Genomic DNA, 25,285 nt, shown 5'->3' with positions numbered 1-25,285 from the left:
GAGCACAGAAGGAGGCGAGGAGACCGGTGATCGACGACACCCTCCTCGAGGCCGAGGAGAAGATGGAGCGTGCCGTTGAGCACGCCAAGGAGGAGTTCGGCGCGATCCGCACCGGTCGCGCCAACGCCGCCATGTTCTCCAAGGTCATCATCGACTACTACGGCACGCCCACTCCGTTGACGCAGATGGCGTCCATCGCGGTTCCCGAGCCGCGGATGGCCATCATCAAGCCGTACGACAACTCGCAGATCAACGCGATGGAGAAGGCGATCCGCGACTCGGACCTCGGGGTGAACCCGAACAACGAGGGCAACCAGCTGCGCATCCTGCTCCCGCAGATGACCGAGGAGCGCCGCCGCGACATGATCAAGGTGGCCCGGCACAAGGGCGAGGAGGCCAAGGTGGCGATCCGCAACGTCCGCCGCCGTGGCAAGGAGGAGCTGGACCGGATCGTCAAGGACGGCGAGGCCGGCGAGGACGACGGTCGCCGCGCCGAGAAGGAACTGGACGACCTGACGCAGCGCTACGTCGCCAACATCGACGACCTGGTCAAGCACAAGGAGACCGAGCTGCTGGAGGTCTGAGGCCCGACCCGGCGTCCGCCGGGTGAGCAGCCGATGCGAGGCCCGCCCCCGATCCGGGGACGGGCCTCGCGCCGTCCGAGCGTCAGTGGGGGATCCGGACGGTCCGGGTCGTCTCGGTCAGGGTCGTTCCGACGTACGCGTCGTGCAGCTCGAAGCGCACGGTGGCCCGACCCGGATGCAGCACCGGGTCGGCCCGGTAGAAGCCCATCGAGATGCTGGCGGTGCCGCCGTCGCAGACGATCTCGCCGGCGCCGAGGCCGCCGGTGGCCCAGTAGGTCGGCAGGCCGTCCTGGGTCAGCGACGCCGACAGGAAGTACACGCCGGTCGGGCAGTTGCGCACCTCCCCCCGGGCGGTGGCGGCCGGGAACGCCGGCCCGGTGCCGTCGGGGCTCCCGTCGTACAGGTAGATCTCGCTGGTGCGGTGGTCGATCCTGATGGTGGCGTTCCGTGTCGCCGCGGTGGCCGGTGGGGCCGCCGTCAGGACGAGGGCGGCCATCGTCAGCACCGCCAGGCTGATTCTGCGCACGAACGTTCCTTCCCCGTTGCTGTGGTGCAGACCGCCGGCGGACGCCGGCACACCGACAGCCGACCACCGACGGGTGGCGCGGGTCATCCCCTGTTCGCCCGGATGCTCGGTCGGATAGGCGTCGATGCGCCGGGGGCGCTCGGGCGGGCGGCGGGGCGCGGTTCTCGGGCCGGCGTCCGGCCGTCGCCGTCGTGGCAGCGTGGGCCACTCGCCGGACCCCGCCCACCGCGACCCCGCGAGGGGCCTCGGCGGCCACTGGCGCCATCGTCCGCCTCGCCCCGGCGGCGGGTGCAGTAGGCTCGGCAGGATTCCCGGCCACCGGGCGGTGCGCACCGGGAATCGACCGACCGTCGGGGCGGTCGAGCCGGAGGAACACAGTCGCGCGTGTAGGGGATGCTTGTGGTCTTGCGTCATGTGGTGGTACTCGTGCCGCGTCGCGGTGCGTGATGTCCCACCCCGACCCCTACACCGACGAGCCGCGCGGCTGGGACCGACCCGAGCGCCCGGTGGCCCTGCCCTGGCCCGAGCAGGAGATCGAGGCGGGCCAGTGGAGCCGCCGTCCGACAGCCGGGCCCGAGGTGTACGCCGAGCCACGAACCCGCCCGTACGCCGATCCGTACCCGGCTGACCCGTACGACGAGCGCGGCCGGACGGTCCGCCCGGACGACCGGGACCGCTTCGACGACCGGGATCGGCGCGACCGGTTCGACGACCGGGATCGCTACGACGACGAGCGGAACCAGTCCGACAGGTACGACGACCGGGGTCGCCCCGCCCGCTACGGCGACCGCCCGCCAGCGGGTGACGCGGCGCCACGTTATGCCGACCCGGGCGCCGGCCAGCGTTACGACGACAGTGCCGCGCCGCCGCACTTCGACGACGGTGACGTGCCGCCCTCCTTCGACGACCGTGACGTTCCGCCGCGCTTCGACGACGATGCCGGTTTCCCGACGGCGCAGCTCGCGCCCATCGGCGCGGAGATCCTGCCGGACGACGACCCGGTGACCGAGCCGGAGCCCCCGAAGGGCCGGCGGCAGAGGGGCCGGCGACGGGCCAGCCTCGACCGGCCGGCGACCCAGCAGGTGGGCACCGGGCGGGCCGGCCGGAACCTGCCGGCGGCCATCGGGGTCGGGCTCGGCCTCGGCGCGCTGATCGTGGTGCCGCTGGTCTTCTACCCGCTGGCGTTCCTGCCGGTGATCGCCGCCGCCATCGCGGTGGGCATCTGGGAGATGGCCCGGGCGGTCCGCCGCAGCGGCGCCCACCCGCCGCTGGTGCCGCTGCTCGCCGGTGGCGTGCTGACCATCGGGCTGGCGTGGTTCGCCGGTCCGGACGCGCTCAGCCTGGGCCTGCTGGTCACCGTGCTGGGCACGATGGTCTGGCGGTTGGGCGACGGCCCGGCCGGCTTCCAGCGGGATCTCACCGCGGCCACCCTGATCGCTGTCTACGTGCCGTTCCTCGGTGGCTTCGCGGCGTTGCTGGCGGCGGCCCCCGACGACGGCCGGCTGCGCATCCTGGCCACGCTGATCGCGGTGGTCCTCTCCGACACCGGCGGGTACGCGGCCGGCGTCTCCTTCGGCCGCCACCCGATGGCCCCGTCGATCAGCCCCAAGAAGTCCTGGGAGGGTTTCGCCGGCTCGGTCACCGCGGCGGCGCTGGGCAGTGCCCTGCTGCTGTGGCTGATGTTCGAGGTGGCCCCCTGGTGGGGTGCCGTGTTCGGGGTGGCCGTCTCCTGTGCGGCGGTCCTCGGCGATCTCGCCGAATCGATGATCAAGCGGGACCTCGGGGTCAAGGACATGAGCAACCTGCTGCCCGGGCACGGCGGCCTCATGGACCGGTTGGACTCGATCCTGTTCGCGGTGCCGACCGCGTACCTGCTGTTGGCGATCTTCGTGCCGGTGGTGGGGTGAGGCATGGATCACGGTGGTCCGAGGGTTGCCGACCGGCGGTCGGGGTCGGTTCCACACCTCCGCAGGGGTGCCCGGCGCCGGAGGCGTGACACACTGGACCAGCCATGACGAGCCTGCCGTTGATCCCCGCCATCTCGGAAGCCCCCGCCGCACGCCGGGCTTCCATGCCGCCGCAACACCTCGCCGACCTGGATCTGGCCGGCCGCCAGGCGCTTGTCGCCGGGTTGGGTGAGCCCGCGTTCCGCGCCAAGCAGATCTCCAACCACTACTTCGGGCGGCTGGTCCGCGACCCGCAGGCGATGACCGACCTCCCTGCGGCGACGCGTGAGCGGCTGGCCGACCAGCTGCTGCCGACGCTGCTCACGCCGGTGCGCGAGCTGGCCTGCGACGACGGAGCGACCCGCAAGGCGCTCTGGAAGCTGCACGACGGCGCGCTGGTGGAGAGCGTGCTGATGGGCTACCCGGACCGCGTCACGGTCTGCATCTCCAGTCAGGCGGGCTGCGGCATGGCCTGCCCGTTCTGCGCCACCGGCCAGGCCGGGCTGACCCGCAACCTGTCCACGGCCGAGATCGTCGACCAGGCGGTCTACCTGGCCGGGGTGGCAGCCTCCGGAGCGGTCGCCGGCTCACCGCCGCGGCTGTCGCACGTCGTGTTCATGGGCATGGGCGAGCCGCTGGCCAACTACAACCGGGTCATCGCGGCGATCCGTCGGCTGGTCAGCCCCGCTCCGGAGGGTCTGGGTCTGTCCCAGCGGCACATCACCGTTTCCACGGTCGGCCTGGTTCCGGCCATCCGCCGACTGGCCAGCGAAGACCTCTCTGTGACCCTTGCGCTGTCGTTGCACGCGCCCGATGATGATCTGCGCGACGAACTCGTGCCGGTAAACCAGCGCTGGAAGGTAGCCGAGGTGCTGGACGCAGCGTGGGACTATGCCGCCCGGACGGGCCGTCGCGTGTCCATCGAATACGCAATGATCAAGGACGTGAACGACCAGCCGTGGCGAGCTGACCTGCTCGGGCGGCTGTTGGCAGGCAAGTTGGCGCACGTGAACCTCATCCCGCTCAATCCGACGCCGGGCAGCCGCTGGGACGCGAGCCCGAAGCCGGTCGAGCGGGAGTTCGTCCGGCGCTTGCGTGACGCGGGAGTGTCCACCACCGTACGGGACACCCGGGGTCGCGAGATCGACGGCGCGTGTGGCCAGCTCGCCGCCGCCGAGGACACCGACACCTTCACCGACCGCGCCGGAGAGGCACCGGCGTGACCGGGCGTGGCGAACGAGACCAGGAGACATAGTGGCGAGTCAGGGTCAGCGTTTCCGGCGCAAGGCGCTCCGCCGGGGATACAAGGTCGACGAGGTGGATGCCTTCCTCGACCGGGTCGAAGCGACGCTCGACGGCCGGCAGGTGGGTGCGCCGGTGGCCTCCCAGGAGGTCCACGACGTCGTCTTCCGGGTCCGGTTCAACGGCTACGACGAGTGGCAGGTCGACCTGCACCTGGACCGGGTCGAGCGACAGCTGGCCGAGCTGGAGGAGCGCACGAGCGCCGGGCGCGGCGGCGACCCTCGGATGGGTGACCGGATGGGCCCGCCGGACCGGATGGGCCCGCCGCTGCGCGACGACCGTGGGGGCATGGTCCCGCAGCCGATGCCGCCCCGGCCGATGCCCGCGCAGGCCGGTCCGCCCGCCGACCGCTACGGCCGGTACGACGAGCCCACCGGCGCCTTCGCCGGCGGGTACGACGCCCCTCGCGGCGGCGGCTACGACGCGCAGCGCGGCCCCGGCCCCGGCGGTCCGGGCCCGATGGGACCGGGTGGTCCGATGGGCCACGGCGTCCCGCAGCGCGGTCTGCCCGCCGGTCCGGGTGGCTACGGTCCGCCCGACGACCAGCGGATGCCCGGCGGCTACGGTCCGCCCGACGACCAGCGCATGCCTGGCGGCTACGGCCCGCCTGACGACCAGCGTGGGCCCGGTGGCGGCTACCCGCCGGAGGAGCCCCGCTTCGACGGCTTCGAGGCCGGTCGGCACGGTCGCACCGACATGACCGCCGAGATCCGGATGCCCGAACGGGACCTGCGCGACATGCGCCGTGGCCCGGGCGGCCCGCCGCCGATGCCGCAGCAGGGCCTCGGTGGCCCGCCGATGGCGGGTCCGCCCGCCGTGGCCGGCCCGCCGATGGGTGGTCCGCCGATGGCAGGGCCTCCGATGGGTGGCCCGCCGATGGCCGGCCCGCCCGGCAGCGACCTGTACCGGGTCGACCAGATCCGCCGCAGCTTCCAGGTGCGCCGGTTCGGCAGCGGGTACGACCCGGACCAGGTGGACCGGTTCTTCGAGACCCTGCTCGGCGGCATGCAGCGCCGTAACCCGATGCCTGTCGACCCGAAGGATCTGGACACGCTCCGGTTCGGCCTGGTGCCCGGCGGCTACTTCGAGGCCGAGGTCGACGCCGCGCTCAAGGACGTACAGGACATCCTGTTCGGGCGCTGACCCCGAGCCGTACGCGAACGAGGGCCCGTCCCCGGGTGGGGGCGGGCCCTCGGCGTACGTCGGCCGGTCGTTCGGCGGTCGGTCGGGTCAGGAGCGCAGACCGTTGCGCCGCAGCACAGCGTCGCCGATCACGATGACCAGCAGCAGCGCGGCCAGGCCGATCAGCCAGATGTCCTCGACCCTGCCCTCGTGGTTGCCGCAGAACGCCATGACGACCAGCGCCAGCGCGGACAGCACGGCGCCGATGCGCCCCGACTTGCGGTGCCCGGGCTTGTGCTGGTCCGGCGACGTTACCGGCTCGCTTCCTGCCACTGTCGGTCCTTCCTCGCGATCGGATCTTTGGTTAGTCTGGCACGCCTCCTGCCCGGGGCGGTGCGGTGGGGGTTTCCCCGACTTTTGGCCCTGCCCGCCCAGGCCGGACGGCACTACGGGCGTCGCGGGGTGGCGGTCAGACTCCCTCCGGTAGCGTTTGGCGTACACCTGATTGTCTGTTTGAGGGGGACTGTGCGGTGCGAGTGACCGGAACCGGGCACGCCAGCATGCGGATCGACACGGCCGCGGGCAGCATCCTGTGCGACCCGTGGGTCAACCCGGCCTACTTCGCCTCGTGGTTTCCCTTCCCGGACAATTCCCTGCTCGACTGGGAGACGCTGGGCCAGGTCGACTACCTGTACGTCTCCCACCTGCACCGGGACCACTTCGACGCGAAGCACCTGCGGGACTTCGTCTCGAAGGACGCGACAGTCCTGCTCCCCGAGTTCCCGACCTCGGAGATGGAGGACGAGTTCCGGGCGCTGGGCTTCACGAAGTTCCTGAAGGCGCCCAACGAGCAGGTCGTGGAGCTCGACGGCGGCCTGAAGATCATGATCCAGGCGCTGACCAGCCCCACCGACGGCCCGATCGGCGACTCCTCGCTCTGGGTGGAGTACGACGGTGTGCGGCTGCTCAACCAGAACGACGCACGCCCCACCGACCTGAGCGTCTTCGCCGAGTTGGGGCACGTGCACGCGCACCTGCTCCAGTTCTCCGGGGCGATCTGGTACCCGATGGTCTACGAGTTGCCGCAGGCGGCGAAGACCGCGTTCGGCAAGCAGAAGCGCGACCGGCAGTTCGACCGGACGTGGCGCTACATCGACGACCTGAAGGCCGACCACGTCTTCCCGATCGCCGGCCCGCCGTGCTTCCTCGACGACGAGTTGTGGCAGTTCAACGACATCCACGGCGACGAGGGCAACATCTTCCCGGACCAGTCGGTCTTCCTGAGCGAGTACGCGAAGGTCGGCGGCACCAACGGCATCGTGCTGCTGCCGGGCAGCGTCGCCGAGGTCACCACCGAGGGCGCGAGCACCACCCACCCGGTGCCGGTGCAGGAGTTCTTCGCGAACAAGGTCGCTCACCTGGAGGAGATGCGGGAGCGCAAGCGCCCGATCATCGAGGGGGAGAAGGCGTCCTGGCGGCACCCCGAGGTGGACGTGCTCGGCGAGATGAAGCGCCGCATCGAGCCGCTGCTCGACGAGTCGATCTACCTGGCCAAGGGGGTCGGCGGCCCGGTCCGCTTCGACCTCGTCGGGTACGACGGCGAGAGCGTCGAGTCGATCGTGGTGGACTTCCCGGGCAAGGAGGTCCGGCCGTACGCGGACGAGAAGGTCCGCTACCGCTTCCGGACCGAGCGGTCGCTGATCGAGCACCTGCTCTTCATCGACGAGGTGGACTGGGTCAACTCACTCTTCCTGTCGTGCCGGTTCTCGGCGGCCCGGATCGGCCAGTACAACGAGTTCGTCTACGCGTTCTTCAAGTGCCTCTCCGAGGAGCGCCTCCAGTACGCCGAGGGTTGGTACGACGAGCACGAGCGCACCACCGACGCCGAGGACATCACGCTGGGCGACTGGGTGGTGCAGCGGCGCTGCCCGCACCTGAAGGCGGACCTGACCCGGTTCGGCATCGTCGAGGGCGACCAGCTCACCTGCCAGCTGCACGGCTGGCGCTTCGACCTGCCCTCTGGCCGCTGCCTGACGAGCGTCGGCCACAAGGTCCGCGCCCACCGCGTCGACGCGGAGACCCCGGCCCCGGCGGGCGAAGCCCTGAGCTGACCCCCTCCACCCCCTTCCGCCCTCGCGATCTTGCACTTTCGGTCGGCGCAAAGTGCCGCAATCGCCCCAGAACGGCGACCGAAAGTGCAAGATCGCGGGGTGGGGTGGGCGACGAGAGCGGGGCGGGCGTGGCGGGGGCGGACGCGCGGGAGAGCGAGTACCGGTACGAGCGCGGCCGGGAGAAGGCCCGGGACGCCGCCCGGGTGGAGACGTTCAGCGACGGTGTCTTCGCGGTCGTGCTGACGGTGATGGCCGTCGAGCTGCTTCAGACCGGTCCCGCCAGGGAGAGTGGGCGGGCGCTTCCGGACGCCCTGGCCCACGCCTGGCCGTCCTACCTGGCGTACGTGATCACCTTCGCGCTCGCCGGGCAGGTCTGGCTCGCCCACCACAACCTGTGGCGGTACGTCGTCCGGGTCGATCAGATGCTGCTGGTCTTCAACCTGGGCGTCCTGCTCTTCATCGCCACCATCCCGTTCACCGCCGACCTGCTGTCGGACAACCTGCGCGGTGGGACGACCGAGCAGCGACTGACCGCCGCCCTGTACCTCGGCACGGTGCTCGGCGAGGCGATCTTCGTCAACCTGAGCTGGTGGTGGGCCCGCCGACGTGGGCTGCTGCACCCGGACCTGGATCCCCGGCTGGCCCGGGCGATCGCGCGTCGGGTGCTGGTCAAGCCCCTGCTCTACCTCGTCGCCTTCGCCGTCGTCTTCATCGACCCGATCCTGAGCCTCTGCGCGTACCTGCTGCTGGTCGGCTACTACCTGATCGGCGGCCCGGGCGACCTCCGGCCGTCCGCCGGCACGAGCGAGGGCCGGTCAGCGGCGTAGGGCCTGTTTCCTGAGAACGCGCCCTGCCGGATCGCCGCCCGGCCTCCGCCTCGGCTCGACCGCCGTTCAGGAAACAGACCCCAGGTCGGCGAGGATGCGTCGGGCGGCGTTGTGGCCGGCGGCGCCGATGACGCTGCCCGCCGGGTGGCAGCCGGCGCTGCCCGCGTACACGCCGTCGATGCCTGTGGCGTACGGCATCCGGTCGGTGAACGAGACGGTGTTGTCGACGTGGTGGATGTGACCGCCGGTGATGCCGAAGTGCTTCTCGATGCCCGGCGGGGGCAGCGGCACCGCGTCGGCGATCAGGTCGGCGGTGCCCGGCGCGTACCGCTCGACGATCGCGACGAGCCGGTCGACGTAGCCGGGCAGTTCCGCCTCCCAGGTGGTGCCGGCCAGCTCGTAGGGGACCGACTGGACGAACAGCGCCGACGAGTGGTGCCCGGCGGCGTCGGACAGCGACGGGTCGACTGTGGTGTGCAGGTACCACTCGATCGTCGGTTCCGCCGGCAGTCGCCCCGCCTGCACGTCCGCCCACATGTCACGCAGCGCGGTCATCGGCGAGGCGGAGTCGCCGCCGACCAGCGACGCGGACCCGGGCAGCAGGTGGATGGTCGAGCCGAACGGGCTCGGCGTGCCCGCCGGCAGGCAGGAGAACCGCGGCAGGTCGGTGAGCGCCAGGTTGAGCTTCAGGGTGGTGCCGGGGCGGCGGACCGCCGACATCCGTTCGCCGAGCGACGCCGGGAGCGCGCCGTCGGGCACCAGGTCCATCAGTCGGTACGGGTCGCACGCGCCGAGCACCACAGGCGCGGCGACCTGCCGACCGTCGGCCAGCACGACTCCGCTGGCCGCGCCGCCGTCCAGGGTCACCGCGCGCACCGGCGTACCGGTCAGGATCGTCGCTCCGGCGGCGCGTGCGGCGTCGGCGAACGTGGCCGAGACGGTGCCCATCCCGCCCTCGGCGATCATCCAGGTGCCGCCCGAGCCGGGCAGCCGGCACATGTTGTGCACGAGGAAGTTGTGGCCGGTCCCGGGGTCGTCCGGGCCGGCGTTGAGGCCGGAGAGCCCGTCGGTGACCGCGTACATGCTGACCAGCAGTTCGGAGCGGAACTCGAACCGGGCCAGGTAGTCCGCGACCGAGCCCCGGACGAGGTCGACGAAGACCTGCCGCAGCGCCGGGCGGACGTGCCGCTCGGCGGTCTCCTCGGCGCTCAGCGGCTCGGCCAGCCAGGCCGGGGCGAGGTCCTCGCGCAGCGCGGCCAGCTCGGCCTGCATCGCGTCGTCGGCGGCCACGTCGGCGGGGGAGAAGAACTCGGCGAGCTGCGCCCGGGTGGCGGCGGTGTCGCTGCCGAAGAGCAGGTACGGCGAGCCGAGGCCGCCGGGCGTCGGCAGGAAGTAGTGCGGGTCGCGGCGCAGCACGGGGATCCGCACGTCGAGGGTGTTGAGCAGCTCCGGCGGCATGAGCCCGAGCAGGTACGACCCGGTGGAGTGGCGCAGCCCCGGCACCTTCGGGAACGGGTTCTCGGTGCGGGTCGCGCCGCCGATGACGTCGGCAGCCTCCAGCACCAGGACGTCCAGGCCGGCGCGGGCCAGCAGGATGGCGGAGACCAGACCGTTGTGCCCGGCACCGACGATCACGACGTCGGCCCGGCCGGGAAGTTCACTGCTCATGCCGCCGCAGCCTAGCCCCACCACCGCGCGGGGTCAGCCCACCGCGCGCTGATCAACTCGGCCGGGGAGCGCGTTGGGCACGCCAGCGGGAGAGGGCCAGGGTGGCGGAGTAGCCGGCCAGGACGATCACGTGGAACAGGTACAGCCACAGGAGCACGGCCACGCCGGCGCCGATCTCATCGAACCCGCCGAAGGGTGCGCCCAGATCCAGCGGCAGGGACGCGAACAGCACGAAGCCGTGCATGAACCCGGAGAGGTTCGCCGCGGTGAACGACCCGAGCCCGAGGGTGGAGAGCCAGTCCGGCGATGCGGGCCCCACCACCCGGAACACCCACACCACCACAGGTGTGAGCACCAGCCACACCGCCAGGAACGACAGCACCACCCCCAGAGCGCCGAGCCAGCCGCCCTGGGTGACCAGGTGGGTGGTGACCGGGAGCGCCAGCAGGATCGACAGCAGCAGCGCGGGCGCCGGCGCGAGCAGCGGCAGCAGCAGGAGTCGACCTCGCCAACCGACCAGGTGCTCCTCGCTGCGCGGGGCCGCCACCGACACGAAGGCCCGGCGGAGCCCCTCGCCGTACAGCGACGCGGGCAGCAGCGAGGCAAGGGCCAGCACGGGGGTCAACTCCACCCCGGCGTCGACGAGCGCGGTCACCGCCCGGGGCGCCCCGATCGCCGTCGGCAGGGCCTCCACGGCGTACGACGTGAGCCGGCGTACCCGATCGGCGCCCGCGATCAGTGCGGTGAGCCAGAGGGCGAGCAGTGCCACCGGGACCACGGCGATCGCCCCGTAGAAGGTGATCGCGGCCGCGTGCAGCGACAGGTCCCGCCCGCGCACCGGACGGAACGCGGCACTGGTGATCCGTTTCGCGCGCTGCCATCCGTTGCCCATCGGGTTCTCCTTCCCTGTCCTCGGGGCGGTCACTCCTTAAGATCGCCGGTCATGACTGTTGTCACCACCGAACGTCTCATCCTGCGCGACTGGACCGACGATCCGGCCGATCTGGCCCGTATCTACGACATCTACTCCCGCCCGGAGATCACTCGCTGGTTGGGCGCCTCGCCGGGCCTGCCGATGACCGACCCGGCCCAGGCCATCGAGCGGCTGCGGTTCTGGCAGGACCGGCACGCCGACGACGGTGGCCGGTACGGCACCTGGGCGGTCGAGGTGCGCGAGACCGGTCAGGTGGCCGGTACCGCGTTGCTCAAGCCGCTGCCGGGTCGGGACGAGGCGGTGCGGACCGAGGACATCGAGACGGGGTGGCACCTGCACCCGGACTCGTGGGGTCACGGCTACGCCACCGAGGCCGCCCGTGCGCTCGTCGCGCGGGAGTTCGCCGCCGGCACCCGGGAGATCTACGCGGTCGTGTCGCCGGGCAACGAGCCGTCGATGGCTGTCGCCCGGAGGCTGGGCATGACCCATGTGGGTCAGCGCACCGACTGGTACGGCGGGGAGCTGTTGGAGACGTTCGTCCTGGCGGCACCAGATGCCTGATCGTTCCCACACTTTCTGACGCAACATCCGCGAGCCTCGGCGAAGGTGCGGCCTCCAGTCGTCGGGGGCCGCACCTTCGCCGTGTGTGGGGACGGCGCGTCGGGCGTCGGGGCAGAAGAGCCCATCAATAGTCACGGCCGTCGAAGTGTTGACGCTCCCGTAGCACGTCAGTAACCTTTGGCCAAAGTGACGCAAGATTTCGACAAAGACGTGCACGATTTCGAGCACGTGTGCGGAAGATTCAGCGGGCCGTCCTGGGGCCCGTTGCTGGTCGTGCCCCGCGCCGTCCGTACCCCCGTCTCTCTCGACGCCAGCCCACTCCCCCGTGGGCCGGCGCTGCACCGCCGCACCCCCACCCCGTGGTCACGCCGCCGCGGCAACCGTCCCCCGACGACAAGGACAGTGATGAGACGAACGAATCTGTTCAGGATGGTGGCGGCCATGGCCGCGGCCACCCTGATGGCCACGGCGGGGGCGACCGCGATCGCGAGCCCGGCCGGCGCCGCCGCCCGCCCCGCCGCCCCGGCCAGCAGCGCCTTCGCCCCGGCCGCCACCAACCTCGCCCAGGGCCGTCCCACCCAGGAGAGCGGCCACGCCGACGTCTACGACTCGTCGAAGGTCGTCGACGGCAACGCGGGCAGCTACTGGGAGAGCCTCAACAACTCGTTTCCCCAGTGGGTGCAGGTCGATCTCGGCTCGTCGCAGTCGGTCAACCAGGTCGTGCTGAAGCTGCCGACCTCCGGTTGGGCGACCCGTACGCAGACGTTGAGCGTGCAGGGCAGCACCACCGGGTCGTCGTTCACCGACCTGGTCGGGTCGCAGACGTACACCTTCAACCCGGCGAGCGGCAGCACCGTCACCATCAACGTCAGCTCGGCCTCCACCCGCTACGTGCGGATCACCGTCACCGCCAACAGCGGCTGGCCGGCCGGGCAGCTCTCCGAACTGGAGGTGTACGGCAGCGGCGGCACCACCCCGGACACCACAGCACCGAGCGTGCCGGGCAACCTCTCCTACACCCAGTCGGGCACCACCATCACCCTCAACTGGGTCGCGTCCACCGACAACGCGGGCGGCAGCGGCATCGCCGGCTACGACATCTACCGCAACGGCGCGTTCCTGTCGTCCGTCGGGAACGTGACCACCTTCAACGACACCCAGCCGGCCACGGCGACAGTGTCGTACTTCGTCCGGGCGCGCGACGCCGCCGGCAACCTGTCCGGCAACAGCAACACGGTCACCCGTACCGGCAGCGGTGACACCACCGCGCCGAGCGTGCCGGGGACGCTGTCGCAGAGCACGTCGGGCAGCACGATCACGCTCACCTGGGGCGCGTCGACCGATTCCGGCGGCAGCGGCCTGGCCGGCTACAACGTCTACCGGGGCGGCAGCCTGATCGCGACGCTGGGCACGGTGCTGACCTATCAGGACACCCAGCCCGCGACGGCGACCGTGTCGTACTACGTGCGCGCCCGCGACGGCGCCGGCAACCTCTCCGGCACCAGCAACACGGTGACCCGGACCGGCAGCAACCCACCCGCGTGCACCAACGTGGCGCAGGGCAAGAGCATGACCGCGAGCGGTTCCACCTTCAGCTTCACGCCGGACAAGGCGAACGACGGGCAGCTCACCACCTACTGGGAGGGCGCGGCCAGCTACCCGCAGAACCTGACCGTGGCGCTGGGCGCGAACCACGCCATCTCCGCTGTCACGGTGAAGCTCAACCCGGACCCGGCCTGGGGCACCCGTACCCAGACCATCCAGGTCCTCGGCCGCGACCAGGCGTCGTCGGCGTACACCAGCCTGGTGTCGGCGGCGGCGTACCAGTTCGCCCAGGGCACCAACGTGGTGACCATCCCGGTCACCGCCACCACCGCGGACGTGCAGCTGCGGTTCACCGGCAACACCGGCGCCCCGTCCGGCCAGGTCGCCGAGCTGGAGGTGTGCGGCACCCCGGCGCCCAACCCGGACCTGGTCGTCAGCTCGCTGACCTGGTCGCCCTCGTCGCCCACCGAGGCCAGCGCGGTCACCCTCTCAGCCGTGGTGCAGAACATCGGCTCCGCGTCCGCCGGTGCTACGACCGTGAACTTCAGCCTGGCCGGCGCGGTCGTCGGCAGCGCCACGGTGGGCGCGCTCGCCGCGGGCGGCTCGACCACCGTGTCGTTCAACGCCGATACGCGGCCGATGGGCAGCTACGCCGTCTCGGCGGTGGTCGACCCGACGAACACGATCGTCGAGCAGAACAACGGCAACAACAGCCTCACGGCAGCGTCGCCGCTGGTGGTCGCGCAGGCCCCGGGCCCGGACCTCCAGGTGCTCAGCATCGCCTCGAACCCGCCGAACCCGGCCGTCGGGGCGTCCGTCACCTTCACCGTGACGGTCCGCAACCGGGGCACCACCGCGACCGGCGCGACCACAGTCACCCGGCTGGTGGCGGGCGTCACCACGCTCAACACCACCACCGCCTCGATCGCCGCCGGCGCGACGGTCACCGTGGCCGTCACCGGCAGCTGGACCGCCACCAGCGGCGGCGCCACCCTCACCGCCACCGCCGACGCCACGAACGTGGTCACCGAGACCAACGAGAGCAACAACACGTTCAGCCAGTCGATCGTGGTCGGCCGTGGCGCCGCCGTCCCGTACGTCTCCTACGAGGCCGAGGCCGGCCGCTACCAGGGCACGCTGCTGGAGACCGACCCGCTGCGCACCTTCGGGCACACCAACTTCGCCAGCGAGTCCTCCGGCCGCAAGTCGGTACGGCTCACCAGCACCGGCCAGTTCGTCGAGTTCACCTCGGCCAACCAGGCCAACTCCATAGTGGTACGCAACTCCATCCCGGACGCGCCCGGTGGCGGCGGCATCGAGGCGACCATCAGCCTCTACGTCAACGACGTGTTCTCCCGGAAGCTGACCCTGTCGTCGAAGCACAGCTGGCTCTACGGCAACACCGACGGGCCGGAGGCGCTGACCAACACCCCGCAGGCCGACGCCCGGCGGCTCTTCGACGAGTCGAACGCGCTGCTGGCGCAGTCGTACCCGGCCGGCACCCGGTTCAAGTTGCAGCGCGACTCGGGTGACACCGCCTCGTTCTACGTGATCGACATGATCGACCTGGAGCAGGTGGCGCCGCCGGCGAGCCAGCCCGCCGGCTGCACCTCGATCACCGCGTACGGCGCGGTTCCGAACGACGGGCTCGACGACACCGCAGCCATCCAGCGGGCCGTGACCGACGACCAGAACGGTGTCATCGGCTGCGTCTGGATCCCCGCCGGGCAGTGGCGGCAGGAGCAGAAGATCCTGACCGACGACCCGCAGAACCGGGGCATGTACAACCAGGTCGGCATCAGCAACGTCACGATCCGGGGCGCCGGCATGTGGCACTCGCAGCTCTACACGCTCACCGAACCGCAGAACGTGGTGGGCGGCATCAACCACCCGCACGAGGGCAACTTCGGCTTCGACATCGACAAGAACACCCAGATCTCCGACATCGCCATCTTCGGCTCCGGCCGGATCCGCGGCGGCGACGGCAACGCCGAGGGCGGCGTCGGTCTCAACGGCCGATTCGGCACCGGCACCAAAATCAGCAACGTGTGGATCGAGCACGCCAACGTGGGTGTCTGGGTGGGCCGCGACTACGACAACATCCCTGAGCTGTGGGGCCCGGCCGACGGGCTGGAGTTCACCGGCATGCGGATCCGCGACACGTACGCCGACGGCATCAACTTCAGCAACGGCACGCGCAACTCGCGGGTGTTCAACTCGTCGTTCCGCACCACCGGCGACGACGCGCTCGCCGTCTGGGCCAACCCGTACGTCAAGGACCGCAGCGTCGACATCGCCCACGACAACCACTTCGTCAACAACACCGTCCAGCTGCCCTGGCGGGCCAACGGCATCGCCATCTACGGCGGCTACGACAACTCGATCGAGAACAACCTGATCTACGACACCGCGAACTACCCGGGCATCATGCTGGCGACCGACCACGACCCGCTGCCGTTCTCCGGCACGACGTTGATCGCCAACAACGGGCTCTACCGCACCGGCGGCGCGTTCTGGAACGAGGACCAGGAGTTCGGTGCCATCACGCTCTTCCCCGCCACCCGGGACATCGTCGGGGTCACCATCCGCGACACCGACATCATCGATTCGACGTACGACGGCATCCAGTTCAAGAACGGTGGCGGCAACATGCCGAACGTCGCCATCACCAACGTACGGATCGACAAATCCAACAACGGTGCCGGCATCCTCGCGATGGGCGGGGCGCGCGGCAACGCCAACCTGACCAACGTGACCATCACCAACTCGGCCGACGGCACCATCGTCGTCGAGCCGGGCTCACAGTTCGTCATCAACGGGGGCTAGTCCCGGTCGGGGGCCGCTCCGGCGGTCCCCGACCGTTCCAACCATCGCCTGATCAACACGCTTTCACCGAAGTCGGGGTATCCGCGTGCTGCGGATACCCCGATTTCCAGAACCCCGAGTTGATCACCTGCTGGTCGGCGAGCGTCCGTACACGCACGACACCCGGCACGGTCGGCGCGATGCTGCCGGTCCTGCTCGATGACCTCCCGGTGGTCGCGACCAGGCCCGCCTGGCGGCCGCCACTCCTGCAGATCTTGGACAGTTTCCGTCCGCACGAGACGGAAACTGTCCAAGATCTGCGTGTGTCCCTGCTGCGGGCCGGAACCTGCTGGGCGAGGAAGCAGTCCCGGAAGAGCCCGGCACCGCTTGATCGACACAGGTTCGGCGATGTCGGGGTGTCGGAGAGCTGCGGATACCCCGACATCGGCGATCTGGAGTTGATCATTGCCGGGAGTGTCGGGAGGGGGCGGCTGAGGCTCCCAGTGGGCGTACAGCGGGGGTGGGGGAGAATGGGCTCGTGACTTCCCCCCGCGACCTTGTTCTGCTCGGGTCCACCGGTTCGATCGGCACGCAGGCCATCGACATCGTCCGGCGCAACCCGGACCGGTTCCGGGTGGTGGCGCTCGGCGCCGGCGGCGGCAACGTCGAGTTGCTCGCCGCGCAGGCCCTCGAACTGGGCGTCGAGGCGGTCGGGGTGGCCAAGGCGTCCGCCGCGCAGGACCTGCAACTGGCGTTCTATGCGGAGGCGAGCCGGCGGGGCTGGGCCACCGGCGACTTCAAACTTCCCAAGATCGTGGCCGGGCCGGACGCCATGACCGAGTTGGCGCAGTGGCCGTGCGACGTCGTGCTCAACGGGGTGGTCGGCTCGCTGGGCCTCGCTCCTACGCTGGCCGCTCTGCGCGGTGGTCGTACTCTCGCGTTGGCCAACAAGGAGTCGCTCGTGGCCGGCGGCCCGCTGGTCAAGGCCGCGGTGACGCGGCCGGGGCAGATCGTGCCTGTCGACTCGGAGCATTCGGCGCTGGCCCAGTGTCTGCGCTCCGGGGCGCGCGGCGAGGTGCGGCGGCTGATCGTCACGGCCAGCGGCGGCCCGTTCCGGGGGCGGCGGCGCGACGAGCTGACGCAGGTCACACCGGAGCAGGCGCTCGCGCACCCGACCTGGAACATGGGGCCGGTCGTCACGATCAACTCGGCGACCATGGTCAACAAGGCCCTTGAGGTGATCGAGGCGCACGAGTTGTTCGACGTGCCGTACGCCGACATCACCGTGATGGTGCACCCGCAGTCGGTGATCCACTCGATGGTCGAGTTCGTCGACGGGTCGACGATCGCCCAGGCCAGCCCACCGGACATGCGGCTGCCGATCGCGCTGGGCATCGGCTGGCCGGACCGGGTGCCCGAGGCCGCCACCGCCGTCGACTGGACGGCTTCGCACACCTGGGAGTTCGCGCCGCTGGACGATCAGGCGTTCCCGGCCGTCGCGCTGGCCAAGGCCGCCGGGGAGGCCGGACGCTGCCGCCCGGCGATCTACAACGCGGCGAACGAGGAGTGCGTGGCGGCGTTCGTGGCGGGTCGGCTGCCGTTCCTCGGCATCGTCGACACCCTGGAGCGCGTGCTGGAGGACGCTCCGGACTTCGCCGAACCAGGTACCGTCGGGGACGTGCTCGCGGCCGAATCGTGGGCGCGCGCGCACGCGCAGGAGATCATCGCGGGTTCGGTGGAAGGAGCTTGATGTCGTACCTGCTCGGGGTGGTCCTCTTCGCCCTGGCCATCCTCGTCTCGGTGAGTCTGCACGAGGCGGGGCACCTGCTCACCGCCAAGATGTTCGGGATGAAGGTGACGAAGTACTTCGTCGGCTTCGGCCCCACCATCTGGTCGTTCCAGCGGGGTGAGACCGAGTACGGCCTCAAGGGCATCCCGCTCGGCGGCTTCTGCAAGATCGTCGGGATGACTCCGCAGGACGACGACGTCGAGCCGGGCGACGAGTCGCGGGTGATGTGGCGCTACCCCGTCTGGAAGCGGACGATCGTGATGGCCGCCGGCTCGATCACGCACTTCGCGCTCGCGCTGATCACCATCTGGATCCTCGCCGTCTCCGCCGGCCTGCCCAACCCGGACTTCCCGACCACCGACGCGCAGGCCCGCCAGGAGCCCGCGGTCATCCAGCTCAGCGACTGCGTGGTGCCGGAGAACGCGGTGCGGGCGTGCACCCCCGCCGACGCGGCCAGCCCGGCCGCCCAGGCGCAGCTGCGCGACGGCGACCGGATCACCTCGATCAACGGCACCCCGATCGCCAACTACGGCGACCTGCTGACCACGCTGCGCAGTCTCAAGCCGGGCGACACCACGCGGATCGAGTACGTCCGCGACGGGCAGGCCGGCAGCACCAGCACGGTGCTCGCGCAGACCCAGCGGCCGCCCCTGGACGACCCGAAGGGCGCCGCCGCGCCGGTGGCCGCGCTCGGCGTCGGTCTCGTGCCCAGCACCCCCACCCGCGTGACGTACGGGCCGGGGGCCGCCTTCGGTGCCACCGCCGACTTCACCGGTCAACTCGCTGTCGGCACCGCGCAGGCGTTGCAGCGCATCCCGCAGAAGGTCCCCGCCCTGTGGACCGCCCTCACCGGCGGCGAGCGGGACGTGGACACCCCGATCAGCGTCGTCGGCGCCAGCCGGCTCGGCGGGGAGGCCGTGCAGAACAACGCCTGGCTGGTCTTCTTCATGCTCTTCGTGTCGCTGAACTTCTTCATCGGGGTGTTCAACCTGCTGCCGCTCCTCCCGGTGGACGGCGGCCACATCGCCATCGCCTGGTTCGAACGGGTCCGCTCCTGGGTCTACGCCCGGATCGGCCGGGCCGACCCGGGCCGGGTCGACTACCTCAAACTGATGCCCTTCACGTACGCGGTGATCCTGATCGGTGGCGCGTTCACGCTGCTCACCATCGCCGCGGACGTCGTCAACCCGATCACGCTCTTCTCAAGGTGAGTGCCTGAAGTGACCGCTATCAGTCTCGGTATGCCCGCCGTGCCGCCCCCGCCGCTCGCTCCCCGTCGGGCCAGCCGCCAGATCATGGTCGGTTCGGTCCCGGTCGGCGGCGGTGCGCCGGTGTCCGTGCAGTCGATGACCACGACCCTCACCTCCGACGTCAACGCGACCCTTCAGCAGATCGCCGAGCTGACCGCGTCCGGCTGCCAGATCGTGCGGGTGGCGGTGCCGTCGCAGGACGACGTCGAGGCGCTGCCCGCGATCGCCAAGAAGTCGCAGATCCCGGTGATCGCCGACATCCACTTCCAGCCCAAGTACGTCTTCGCCGCGATCGACGCGGGCTGCGCGGCCGTCCGGGTCAACCCGGGCAACATCCGCCAGTTCGACGACAAGGTCAAGGAGATCGCCCGGGCCGCCGGGGACGCCGGGGTGCCGATCCGGATCGGCGTCAACGCGGGCTCGCTGGACAAGCGGCTGCTGAGCAAGTACGGCAAGGCCACCGCCGAGGCGCTCGTCGAGTCGGCGCTGTGGGAGTGCTCGCTGTTCGAGGAGCACGGCTTCCGCGACATCAAGATCTCGGTCAAGCACAACGACCCGGTCGTGATGATCCGCGCGTACCGGCAGCTCGCCGAGCAGTGCGACTACCCACTGCACCTCGGCGTCACCGAGGCCGGCCCGGCCTTCCAGGGCACCATCAAGTCGGCGGTCGCCTTCGGCGCCCTGCTCGCCGAGGGCATCGGCGACACCATCCGGGTGTCGCTGTCCGCCCCGCCGGTCGAGGAGATCAAGGTCGGCAACCAGATCCTGGAGTCCCTCGGCCTGCGCGAGCGCGGTCTGGAGATCGTCTCCTGCCCGTCCTGCGGGCGGGCCCAGGTGGACGTCTACAAGCTCGCCGAGGAGGTCACCGCCGGCCTGGAAGGGCTGCCGGTGCCGCTGCGGGTCGCCGTCATGGGCTGCGTCGTCAACGGTCCGGGCGAGGCCCGCGAGGCCGACCTCGGCGTCGCCTCCGGCAACGGCAAGGGCCAGATCTTCGTCAAGGGCCAGGTCGTCAAGACGGTGCCCGAGGCGCAGATCGTGGAGACGCTGATCGAGGAGGCGCTGCGCATCGCCGACGAGATGGGCGCCGAGCTTCCCGAGGAGCTGCGTGGGCTGGTCACCGGCCCGACCGTCACCGTGCACTGAGTCGGTTCGAAGAATGCGGGCCGTTCCCCCTCGGGGAACGGCCCGCATTCGTTCCGGCGCATCTCACTCGGATTCGGCGAGGATCGCGTACAGCTTGCGCCGGGTCTCGTCGAGCACCTGGGCGGCCCGCTCACGCTGGTCGTCGGTGCCGTTCATCATCACCTGACGCAGGGCGTTCATCGCCTGCGCGCCGGAGTCGCGGATGTCGTGCCAGCTGCTCACGGTGCCCTGGGCGACGTCCGCCCAGGCCGGGCTCTCCGCAGCCGCGGTGGCCTCCGCCTGCCCGGCCTCGGTGACCGTGAACCGCTTGCGCCCACCGCTGGACTCCTCGGTGCTGGCGGCGATCACACCCTCGTCCTCCAGGAGCTGGAGCGTGGGGTAGATCGAACCCGGGCTGGGCCGCCAGGCGCCGCCGGTGCGGGAGTCGATCTCCTGGATCATCTCGTAGCCGTGCATCGGCCGTTCGGTGAGCAGGGCCAACACCGCGCCCCGGACGTTGGGGCGTCGGCCCCTGCCCCGCCCGCGACCGCGTCCGCCCCAGGGGCCGCCGTGCTCGTGGCCGTGGCCGTGCGGGCCGGGCGGGACCGGCGGGAAGCCGAACCCCCGCATCCGGGCCTCGTGCATCGGGTGGTGCTGTCGATGGAACCGCATGGGGTTCTTCCTTCCTTCGTACTGTCGCTGATGCATCAACGATATATCGGCAATGCATCGCCGACAAGCCGCTATTTACAAACCGTACGTACGTCTTGTTAGGGTGTCGGGCATGCGCCTGCTCCCACCACCCGGCCCGGCCCGGATCCTCACCCTCGGCACCCTGGTCAAGACCGTCGGGCGGGGCCTGTGGCTGGTCGCCAGCGCGCTCTTCCTCACCCGCTCGGTCGGCCTCTCGGCCACCCAGGTCGGCGTCGGGCTGACCATCTCGGCACTCGTCGGCGTGCTCGCGAGCGCGCCGAGCGGCTACCTGGCCGACCGCGTCGGGCCGCGCGGCGCACAGGTCGGCGGGCTGATCGCGGCCGGCATCCTGACCGCCGGGCTGGTCACCGTCCGCTCGTTCGCCGCCTTCCTGCTGGTCGGCGCCGCCACGGCGCTCGCCGACGCCGTCGAGCGCGGCGCCCGGGGAGCGCTCATCGCCGGCGCGATCCCACCCGACCAGCGGGTGCACACCCGCGCCTACCTGCGGGCCACCACCAACGTCGGGATCTCCGTCGGCGCCGTCCTCGGCGGCTTCGCCATCGCCGCCGACACCCGCGCCGGCTACCTCACGCTGATCCTGACCACGGCTGTGGCGTCGCTGGCCGCAGCGGCGATCTCCGCCCGGCTGCCCACCGTCGCACCCGTCGCCGCCCCGACGCGAGGACCCCGGCTGGTCGCCCTACGGGACCGCCCGTTCCTCGCCTTCACCCTGCTCGACGGGCTGATGTCCATGCACTTCAGCCTGCTCACCCTCGCCCTGCCGTTGTGGATCGCCGGACACACCACAGCGCCGGCCTGGATGATCTCGGTGCTGACGCTGGTCAACACCGCACTCGTGGTGCTCCTGCAGGTACGCGCCGCACGCAGCGCCGTCACCCTGCCCGGGGCCGCCCGCGCGTCCCGCCGGGCGGGAGTCGTCATCGCGCTCGCCTGCGTACTCTTCGCCGCCAGCGGCGCGCTGCCCACACCGGGCGCCATCGGCCTGCTCTGCTGCGGGTCGCTGGCGCACGTGATCGGCGAGCTGTGGCACTCCGCCGCCGGATGGGGGATCTCCTTCGGGCTGGCGCCCGCCGACGCGCAGGGGCAGTACCAGGGGACGTACGGCATGGGCTACGAACTGGGCAAGATGCTCGCGCCCGTCGTGGTGACCAGTCTCGCCCTCGGTTGGGGCGTACCGGGATGGCTCACACTCGGCGCGCTGTTCCTCCTGCTCGGTGCCCTGGTGCCCCCGGTCGTCCGGTGGGCCGGCCGGACCCGCCCACCCAGCCCGGTCGCCGAGCCACTGACCGTCTGACGGCGGGCTCGCCACTCGGCCGGCGGGGCGGGGGGTCGATCTGGCAGGCTGGTAGTCGTGCTGACGGTGCCGGTACGGCAACTGGGGGAATCGGAGCGCCGCGCGGTCGAGCGCCTCCTCGACCGTGACCCGTTCGCGGGCGCGCAGGTCGCGGAGCGCATCGCCGCGCGCGGGCTCTCCTGGTGGCGGGCCGAAGGGCGGATCCTGGGGTACGGCGCCCGCCGCAACCTCGAATCGCTGTGCTGGCTCGGTGGCAACCTGACACCGGTGCTCGCCAACGACGCCGCCGTGTCCGCCTTCGCCGACCTGCTCGCGGGGGAGGAACGACTCTGCTCGTCAATCGTCGGCCGCGCCGACGCCGTCCTCGGCCTCTGGGACCGGCTCTCCGGAACGTGGGGCCCGGCCCGCGACGTCCGCCCCAACCAGCCGCTGCTGGCCACCGACACACTGCCGGCCGTACCGGCCGATCCAGAGGTACGCCGCGTCCGCTCCGGCGAGGTCGACAGGCTCTTTCCGGCTGCCGTCGCCATGTACACCGAGGAGGTCGGTGTCTCCCCGCTCGCCGAGGACGCCGGCCGCAGCTACCGCCGCAGAGTCAACGACCTGGTCCGCGCCGGTCGCGCGTACGCCCGGTTCGTCGACGGCAAGGTCGTGTTCAAAGCCGAGCTGGCCGTGGTGACCAAACGGACCGCCCAGGTCCAGGGCGTCTGGGTCGCGCCGGAGTGGCGGGGCCGCGGCATCGCCGCCGGCGCGATGGCCGCCGTCGTCCGCGACGCGCTGCTCCGGGTCGCCCCCACGGTCAGCCTGTACGTCAACGACTTCAACCTGCCGGCCCGCAGGGTGTACGAGCGCTGCGGCTTCCAGCCCGTCGGCACGCTCGCCACCGTCCTCTTCTGAACCGAGCCGGCGCTGGCGCCTTCAGATCTTGGACAGTTTCCGTCAGCAGTTGACGGAAACTGTCCAAGATCTCCCGGGCACGACGATGGCCGGCACCCCGGGGTTCGGGGTGCCGGCCATCGGTTGGTTCGGGGTCAGCTGTTCCAGTGCTGGGCGACCAGGTCGGTGGCCTGCTGCTCCCACTGGGCGTACGCGTCCGGGTACGCCGAGACCTGCACGGTCTGCGCGGCGTCGGTCAGCGGCATGTCCTGCCAGCCGTCAACCTGGCGCAGGCCCTTGAGGAACGCGGTCGTGGAGTACTCCGGGTTGGTGATCTGCTCCGGCGTGCCCCAACCACTGGTCGGGCGCTGCTGGAACAGGCCCAGCGAGTCGTGGTCGTTGGCGTCGCCGAGGTGACCCAGGTTCTCCAGCTTGGACTCCTGCAGGCTCGTCGCGATCGAGATGACCGCAGCGCGCTCGGGCAGGCCGGCCTTCTTCGTGGCGGCGATGATCGCCTTGACGTTGCCGGTCTGCTCACCGTTCAAATCGATGTGCGACTGCGCGCCCTGCGGCTTCGGCGCCGTGGTCTGCACGGCGACGGCGGCGGGCTTGGCGTCGACGGGGTTGGCGTGCGCGGCGATCGGGCCGGCGAAGACACCACCGGCGAACGCGAGACCGGCAACGGACAGCATGCTCTTACGCAAGATCGTGTTCATGGGGTAGCTCCTTCGGGGGTAGGAACACCACACACACCACCAGCGGGGGTCGGTGACGTGGGGTGTGAGCACCTCGTCCGGCGCTGCACAAAACAAGGGGCAAAGTTTGGGGGCCTGCGAGCCGGGGCTCGCGGCGCGGCGACCTTGCGAGCGGGGCTCGTGGCGCCGGGACCGTGTGTAACGACCCGCGATCCGCGGTCATTCCCGGCGGCCCGCAAGCGGGGCTCGCGGCGTCCGGACCGTGTGTAACGACCCGGGGTCCGGGGTCATTACCGGCGGCCCGCGAGGGGGGCTCGCGGCGCCGGACCGTGTGTAACGGCCGGCCGTCCGGCGTCATTCCCGGGGCGGCCCGCGAGGGGGCTCGCCGCGCCGGACTGTGTGTAACGGCCGGCGGTCCGGGGTCATTCCCGGGGCGGCTCGCGAGCGGGGCTCGCGGGGCCCGGACCGTGTGTAACGGCCGCCGGGCTGGGGTCATTCCCGGGCCCTCGCCGGGGCCCCGGGGGGTCACGGGTTGTTCGGGGGTCTGCGACGACCAGGCCCGACCGGCCATTTCCCACCCGGTCGAGCGGGTGGGGGTGGCCGTGGTCCTGCGATCGTCAGGGTATGTAACGACCCCCGGCCGGCCACGATTCCGGCCCACGGATGCGACCGGTCACAACCCAACCGCCGCCCAGAAACGGACATCCCGCCTATTCGACGCAGCGGACGCGGCGGGCGGGGTGTGGCTGGGTGGTGATCGACTCGGGTTCGCCGATGTCGGGGTATCCGGGGCGGGTTGATACCCCGATTTCGCCGATCTCGTGTTGATCACCGCCCAGGCCACCCCCAGCGACCTCATAGGGGCGGACATCTCGCCCATTCGAGGCAGCGGACGTGGCCGACGCGGGGGCTTCCGGGTGGTGATCGACTCGGGTTCGCCGATGTCGGGGTGTCCGGGGCGGGTTGATACCCCGATTTCGCCGATCTCGCGTCGATCAAAGCCGGAGTGGTGGGATCCGGCTCGGTGGCGCCATCCACGCTTCCGTGATGACGGGGATCACGCGCCCCGGACGGGCGCAAACCCGGCCATCGCGCCTAGGCTGGGCCATGTTTTTAGACTGACCAGTCAGTACAGTGATCGGGGTGGGCGTGATGGTGGTCGAGGCGAGGGGTCTTGGCCTGCGTACCTCTCGGGGGTGGGTTTTCCGGAGTGTCGACCTTGCCGTGGACGCGGGTGAGCTGCACGCGATCGTCGGGGTGCCCGGCAGCGGACGGACCTCTCTGCTCCTCGCCCTGGCGAACCGCTTCCCCACGAGCGAAGGCAAGTTGGAGCTCCGTGCGGCGGCGGCGCTCGGTCAGGTGGCCGGGGTGCACGAGCCCGACCCGGAGTTGACGGTCGCCGAGCACATCTCGGAACGACTGTCGCTGCTCGGGCGGCGGGCTGACCGTGCCGGGCCCATGGCCCTTCGTGGCTGTGCGGCAGGCGAGTTCCCGGCTGCCGAGTTCGCCGACGCCGACGCCGACGCTGCCGAAGCCGAAGCCGAAGCCGAAGCCGAAGCCGAACCCGAACCCGAACCCGAAGGCCAAGCCCAAGCCCAAGCCCAGGGCCAAGCC

At 71.2% G+C, this 25,285-nt stretch carries 19 protein-coding genes and 1 pseudogene; 14 read left to right on the top strand and 6 right to left on the bottom strand.

The features are described from left to right. Positions 1-26: 26 nt before the first annotated feature. Entirely contained in the window at positions 27-584 is a 558-nt protein-coding gene (gene frr, locus AB0B97_RS28650; protein ID WP_204943784.1) for a ribosome recycling factor, read from the top strand. An 82-nt stretch (positions 585-666) separates the two neighbouring features. Here frr and AB0B97_RS28645 read toward each other — a convergent pair whose 3' ends face one another. After that, the gene (locus tag AB0B97_RS28645; protein WP_357498015.1) at positions 667-1,110 is read right to left on the bottom strand and encodes a hypothetical protein; all 444 of its coding nucleotides are present in this window, start codon (positions 1,108-1,110) and stop codon (positions 667-669) included. A 446-nt stretch (positions 1,111-1,556) separates the two neighbouring features. Here AB0B97_RS28645 and AB0B97_RS28640 point away from each other — a divergent pair, with 446 nt between their 5' ends. The 3 genes from AB0B97_RS28640 (at position 1,557) to AB0B97_RS28630 (ending at position 5,501) form a co-directional block, all read left to right on the top strand. Beyond that, complete coding sequence (locus AB0B97_RS28640) at positions 1,557-3,017, top strand: phosphatidate cytidylyltransferase (RefSeq protein ID WP_357498013.1); 1,461 nt, start codon at positions 1,557-1,559, stop codon at positions 3,015-3,017. 104 nt (positions 3,018-3,121) lie between these two features. Beyond that, on the top strand, positions 3,122-4,279 hold the full coding sequence (gene rlmN / locus AB0B97_RS28635; RefSeq protein ID WP_234584239.1) for a 23S rRNA (adenine(2503)-C(2))-methyltransferase RlmN: 1,158 nt from the start codon (positions 3,122-3,124) through the stop codon (positions 4,277-4,279). Positions 4,280-4,310: 31 nt separating this feature from the next. Beyond that, positions 4,311-5,501, top strand: a complete 1,191-nt coding sequence (locus tag AB0B97_RS28630) for a DivIVA domain-containing protein (RefSeq protein ID WP_357498011.1) — start codon at positions 4,311-4,313, stop codon at positions 5,499-5,501. Between the two features lie 87 nt (positions 5,502-5,588). Here the strand turns inward: AB0B97_RS28630 and AB0B97_RS28625 are convergent, their stop codons facing one another. Further along, positions 5,589-5,813, bottom strand: a complete 225-nt coding sequence (locus AB0B97_RS28625) for a DUF2631 domain-containing protein (RefSeq protein WP_234584241.1) — start codon at positions 5,811-5,813, stop codon at positions 5,589-5,591. A 197-nt stretch (positions 5,814-6,010) separates the two neighbouring features. Here AB0B97_RS28625 and AB0B97_RS28620 point away from each other — a divergent pair, with 197 nt between their 5' ends. Both AB0B97_RS28620 and AB0B97_RS28615 read left to right on the top strand, forming a co-directional pair. Further along, on the top strand, positions 6,011-7,591 hold the full coding sequence (locus tag AB0B97_RS28620) for a Rieske 2Fe-2S domain-containing protein (protein ID WP_357498008.1): 1,581 nt from the start codon (positions 6,011-6,013) through the stop codon (positions 7,589-7,591). A gap of 128 nt (positions 7,592-7,719) precedes the next feature. Continuing rightward, on the top strand, positions 7,720-8,418 hold the full coding sequence (locus tag AB0B97_RS28615) for a TMEM175 family protein (RefSeq protein WP_234584284.1): 699 nt from the start codon (positions 7,720-7,722) through the stop codon (positions 8,416-8,418). A 66-nt stretch (positions 8,419-8,484) separates the two neighbouring features. Here the strand turns inward: AB0B97_RS28615 and AB0B97_RS28610 are convergent, their stop codons facing one another. Together AB0B97_RS28610 and AB0B97_RS28605 are read right to left on the bottom strand one after the other, a co-directional pair. Then, entirely contained in the window at positions 8,485-10,086 is a 1,602-nt protein-coding gene (locus tag AB0B97_RS28610) for an NAD(P)/FAD-dependent oxidoreductase (RefSeq protein WP_357498006.1), read from the bottom strand. A 52-nt stretch (positions 10,087-10,138) separates the two neighbouring features. After that, entirely contained in the window at positions 10,139-10,978 is an 840-nt protein-coding gene (locus AB0B97_RS28605; protein WP_357498004.1) for a YhjD/YihY/BrkB family envelope integrity protein, read from the bottom strand. Positions 10,979-11,029: 51 nt separating this feature from the next. On the opposite strand from AB0B97_RS28605, the gene AB0B97_RS28600 reads away from it, so the two are divergent. From AB0B97_RS28600 to ispG, 5 genes are all read left to right on the top strand, one after another. Next, the gene (locus tag AB0B97_RS28600; RefSeq protein ID WP_357498002.1) at positions 11,030-11,581 is read left to right on the top strand and encodes a GNAT family N-acetyltransferase; all 552 of its coding nucleotides are present in this window, start codon (positions 11,030-11,032) and stop codon (positions 11,579-11,581) included. Positions 11,582-11,986: 405 nt separating this feature from the next. Then, the gene (locus tag AB0B97_RS28595; RefSeq protein ID WP_357498000.1) at positions 11,987-15,952 is read left to right on the top strand and encodes a CARDB domain-containing protein; all 3,966 of its coding nucleotides are present in this window, start codon (positions 11,987-11,989) and stop codon (positions 15,950-15,952) included. Positions 15,953-16,469: 517 nt separating this feature from the next. Then, positions 16,470-17,681 (top strand): 1-deoxy-D-xylulose-5-phosphate reductoisomerase, encoded by a 1,212-nt coding sequence (dxr, locus tag AB0B97_RS28590; RefSeq protein WP_234584249.1) that lies wholly within the window; start codon positions 16,470-16,472, stop codon positions 17,679-17,681. Continuing rightward, complete coding sequence (locus tag AB0B97_RS28585) at positions 17,681-18,931, top strand: site-2 protease family protein (protein WP_234584250.1); 1,251 nt, start codon at positions 17,681-17,683, stop codon at positions 18,929-18,931. The genes dxr and AB0B97_RS28585 overlap by 1 nt, the downstream gene beginning before the upstream one ends. 9 nt (positions 18,932-18,940) lie before the next feature. Next, complete coding sequence (gene ispG / locus AB0B97_RS28580; RefSeq protein WP_130408231.1) at positions 18,941-20,113, top strand: flavodoxin-dependent (E)-4-hydroxy-3-methylbut-2-enyl-diphosphate synthase; 1,173 nt, start codon at positions 18,941-18,943, stop codon at positions 20,111-20,113. A 63-nt stretch (positions 20,114-20,176) separates the two neighbouring features. On the opposite strand, the gene AB0B97_RS28575 is transcribed toward ispG, so the two are convergent. Continuing rightward, a complete protein-coding gene (locus AB0B97_RS28575; RefSeq protein ID WP_234584251.1) occupies positions 20,177-20,764 on the bottom strand; it encodes a PadR family transcriptional regulator in 588 nt (195 codons plus the stop codon). A gap of 112 nt (positions 20,765-20,876) precedes the next feature. Here AB0B97_RS28575 and AB0B97_RS28570 point away from each other — a divergent pair, with 112 nt between their 5' ends. Beyond that, positions 20,877-22,100, top strand: a complete 1,224-nt coding sequence (locus AB0B97_RS28570; protein ID WP_357497996.1) for an MFS transporter — start codon at positions 20,877-20,879, stop codon at positions 22,098-22,100. A 57-nt stretch (positions 22,101-22,157) separates the two neighbouring features. Then, a complete protein-coding gene (locus tag AB0B97_RS28565; protein ID WP_234584253.1) occupies positions 22,158-22,997 on the top strand; it encodes a DUF4081 domain-containing GNAT family N-acetyltransferase in 840 nt (279 codons plus the stop codon). 134 nt (positions 22,998-23,131) lie between these two features. On the opposite strand, the gene AB0B97_RS28560 is transcribed toward AB0B97_RS28565, so the two are convergent. Then, positions 23,132-23,692, bottom strand: a complete 561-nt coding sequence (locus AB0B97_RS28560; RefSeq protein WP_357497994.1) for a hypothetical protein — start codon at positions 23,690-23,692, stop codon at positions 23,132-23,134. A 1,131-nt stretch (positions 23,693-24,823) separates the two neighbouring features. Between AB0B97_RS28560 and AB0B97_RS28555 the strand changes: the two are divergent. After that, a pseudogene (locus AB0B97_RS28555) lies at positions 24,824-24,955 on the top strand (ABC transporter ATP-binding protein); the annotation flags it as partial. Between the last annotated feature and the right edge of the window lie 330 nt (positions 24,956-25,285).

The organism is Micromonospora sp. NPDC049004 (assembly GCF_040649315.1).
GTDB lineage: Bacteria > Actinomycetota > Actinomycetes > Mycobacteriales > Micromonosporaceae > Micromonospora.
The sequence above is the reverse complement of the archived record's forward strand: the minus strand, read 5'-3'. Positions and strand labels throughout refer to the sequence as shown.

What these genes read in the sequence shown, in the direction of transcription:
- AB0B97_RS28640 (WP_357498013.1), top strand. Translation starts at nt 1,557, where the DNA reads ATGTCCCACCCCGACCCCTACACCGACGAGCCGCGCGGCTGGGACCGA.
- AB0B97_RS28585 (WP_234584250.1), top strand. Translation starts at nt 17,681, where the DNA reads ATGTCGTACCTGCTCGGGGTGGTCCTCTTCGCCCTGGCCATCCTCGTC.
- AB0B97_RS28575 (WP_234584251.1), bottom strand. Translation starts at nt 20,764, where the DNA reads ATGCGGTTCCATCGACAGCACCACCCGATGCACGAGGCCCGGATGCGG.
- AB0B97_RS28595 (WP_357498000.1), top strand. Translation starts at nt 11,987, where the DNA reads ATGAGACGAACGAATCTGTTCAGGATGGTGGCGGCCATGGCCGCGGCC.
- AB0B97_RS28610 (WP_357498006.1), bottom strand. Translation starts at nt 10,086, where the DNA reads ATGAGCAGTGAACTTCCCGGCCGGGCCGACGTCGTGATCGTCGGTGCC.
- AB0B97_RS28605 (WP_357498004.1), bottom strand. Translation starts at nt 10,978, where the DNA reads ATGGGCAACGGATGGCAGCGCGCGAAACGGATCACCAGTGCCGCGTTC.
- rlmN (WP_234584239.1), top strand. Translation starts at nt 3,122, where the DNA reads ATGACGAGCCTGCCGTTGATCCCCGCCATCTCGGAAGCCCCCGCCGCA.
- AB0B97_RS28600 (WP_357498002.1), top strand. Translation starts at nt 11,030, where the DNA reads ATGACTGTTGTCACCACCGAACGTCTCATCCTGCGCGACTGGACCGAC.
- AB0B97_RS28570 (WP_357497996.1), top strand. Translation starts at nt 20,877, where the DNA reads ATGCGCCTGCTCCCACCACCCGGCCCGGCCCGGATCCTCACCCTCGGC.
- AB0B97_RS28560 (WP_357497994.1), bottom strand. Translation starts at nt 23,692, where the DNA reads ATGAACACGATCTTGCGTAAGAGCATGCTGTCCGTTGCCGGTCTCGCG.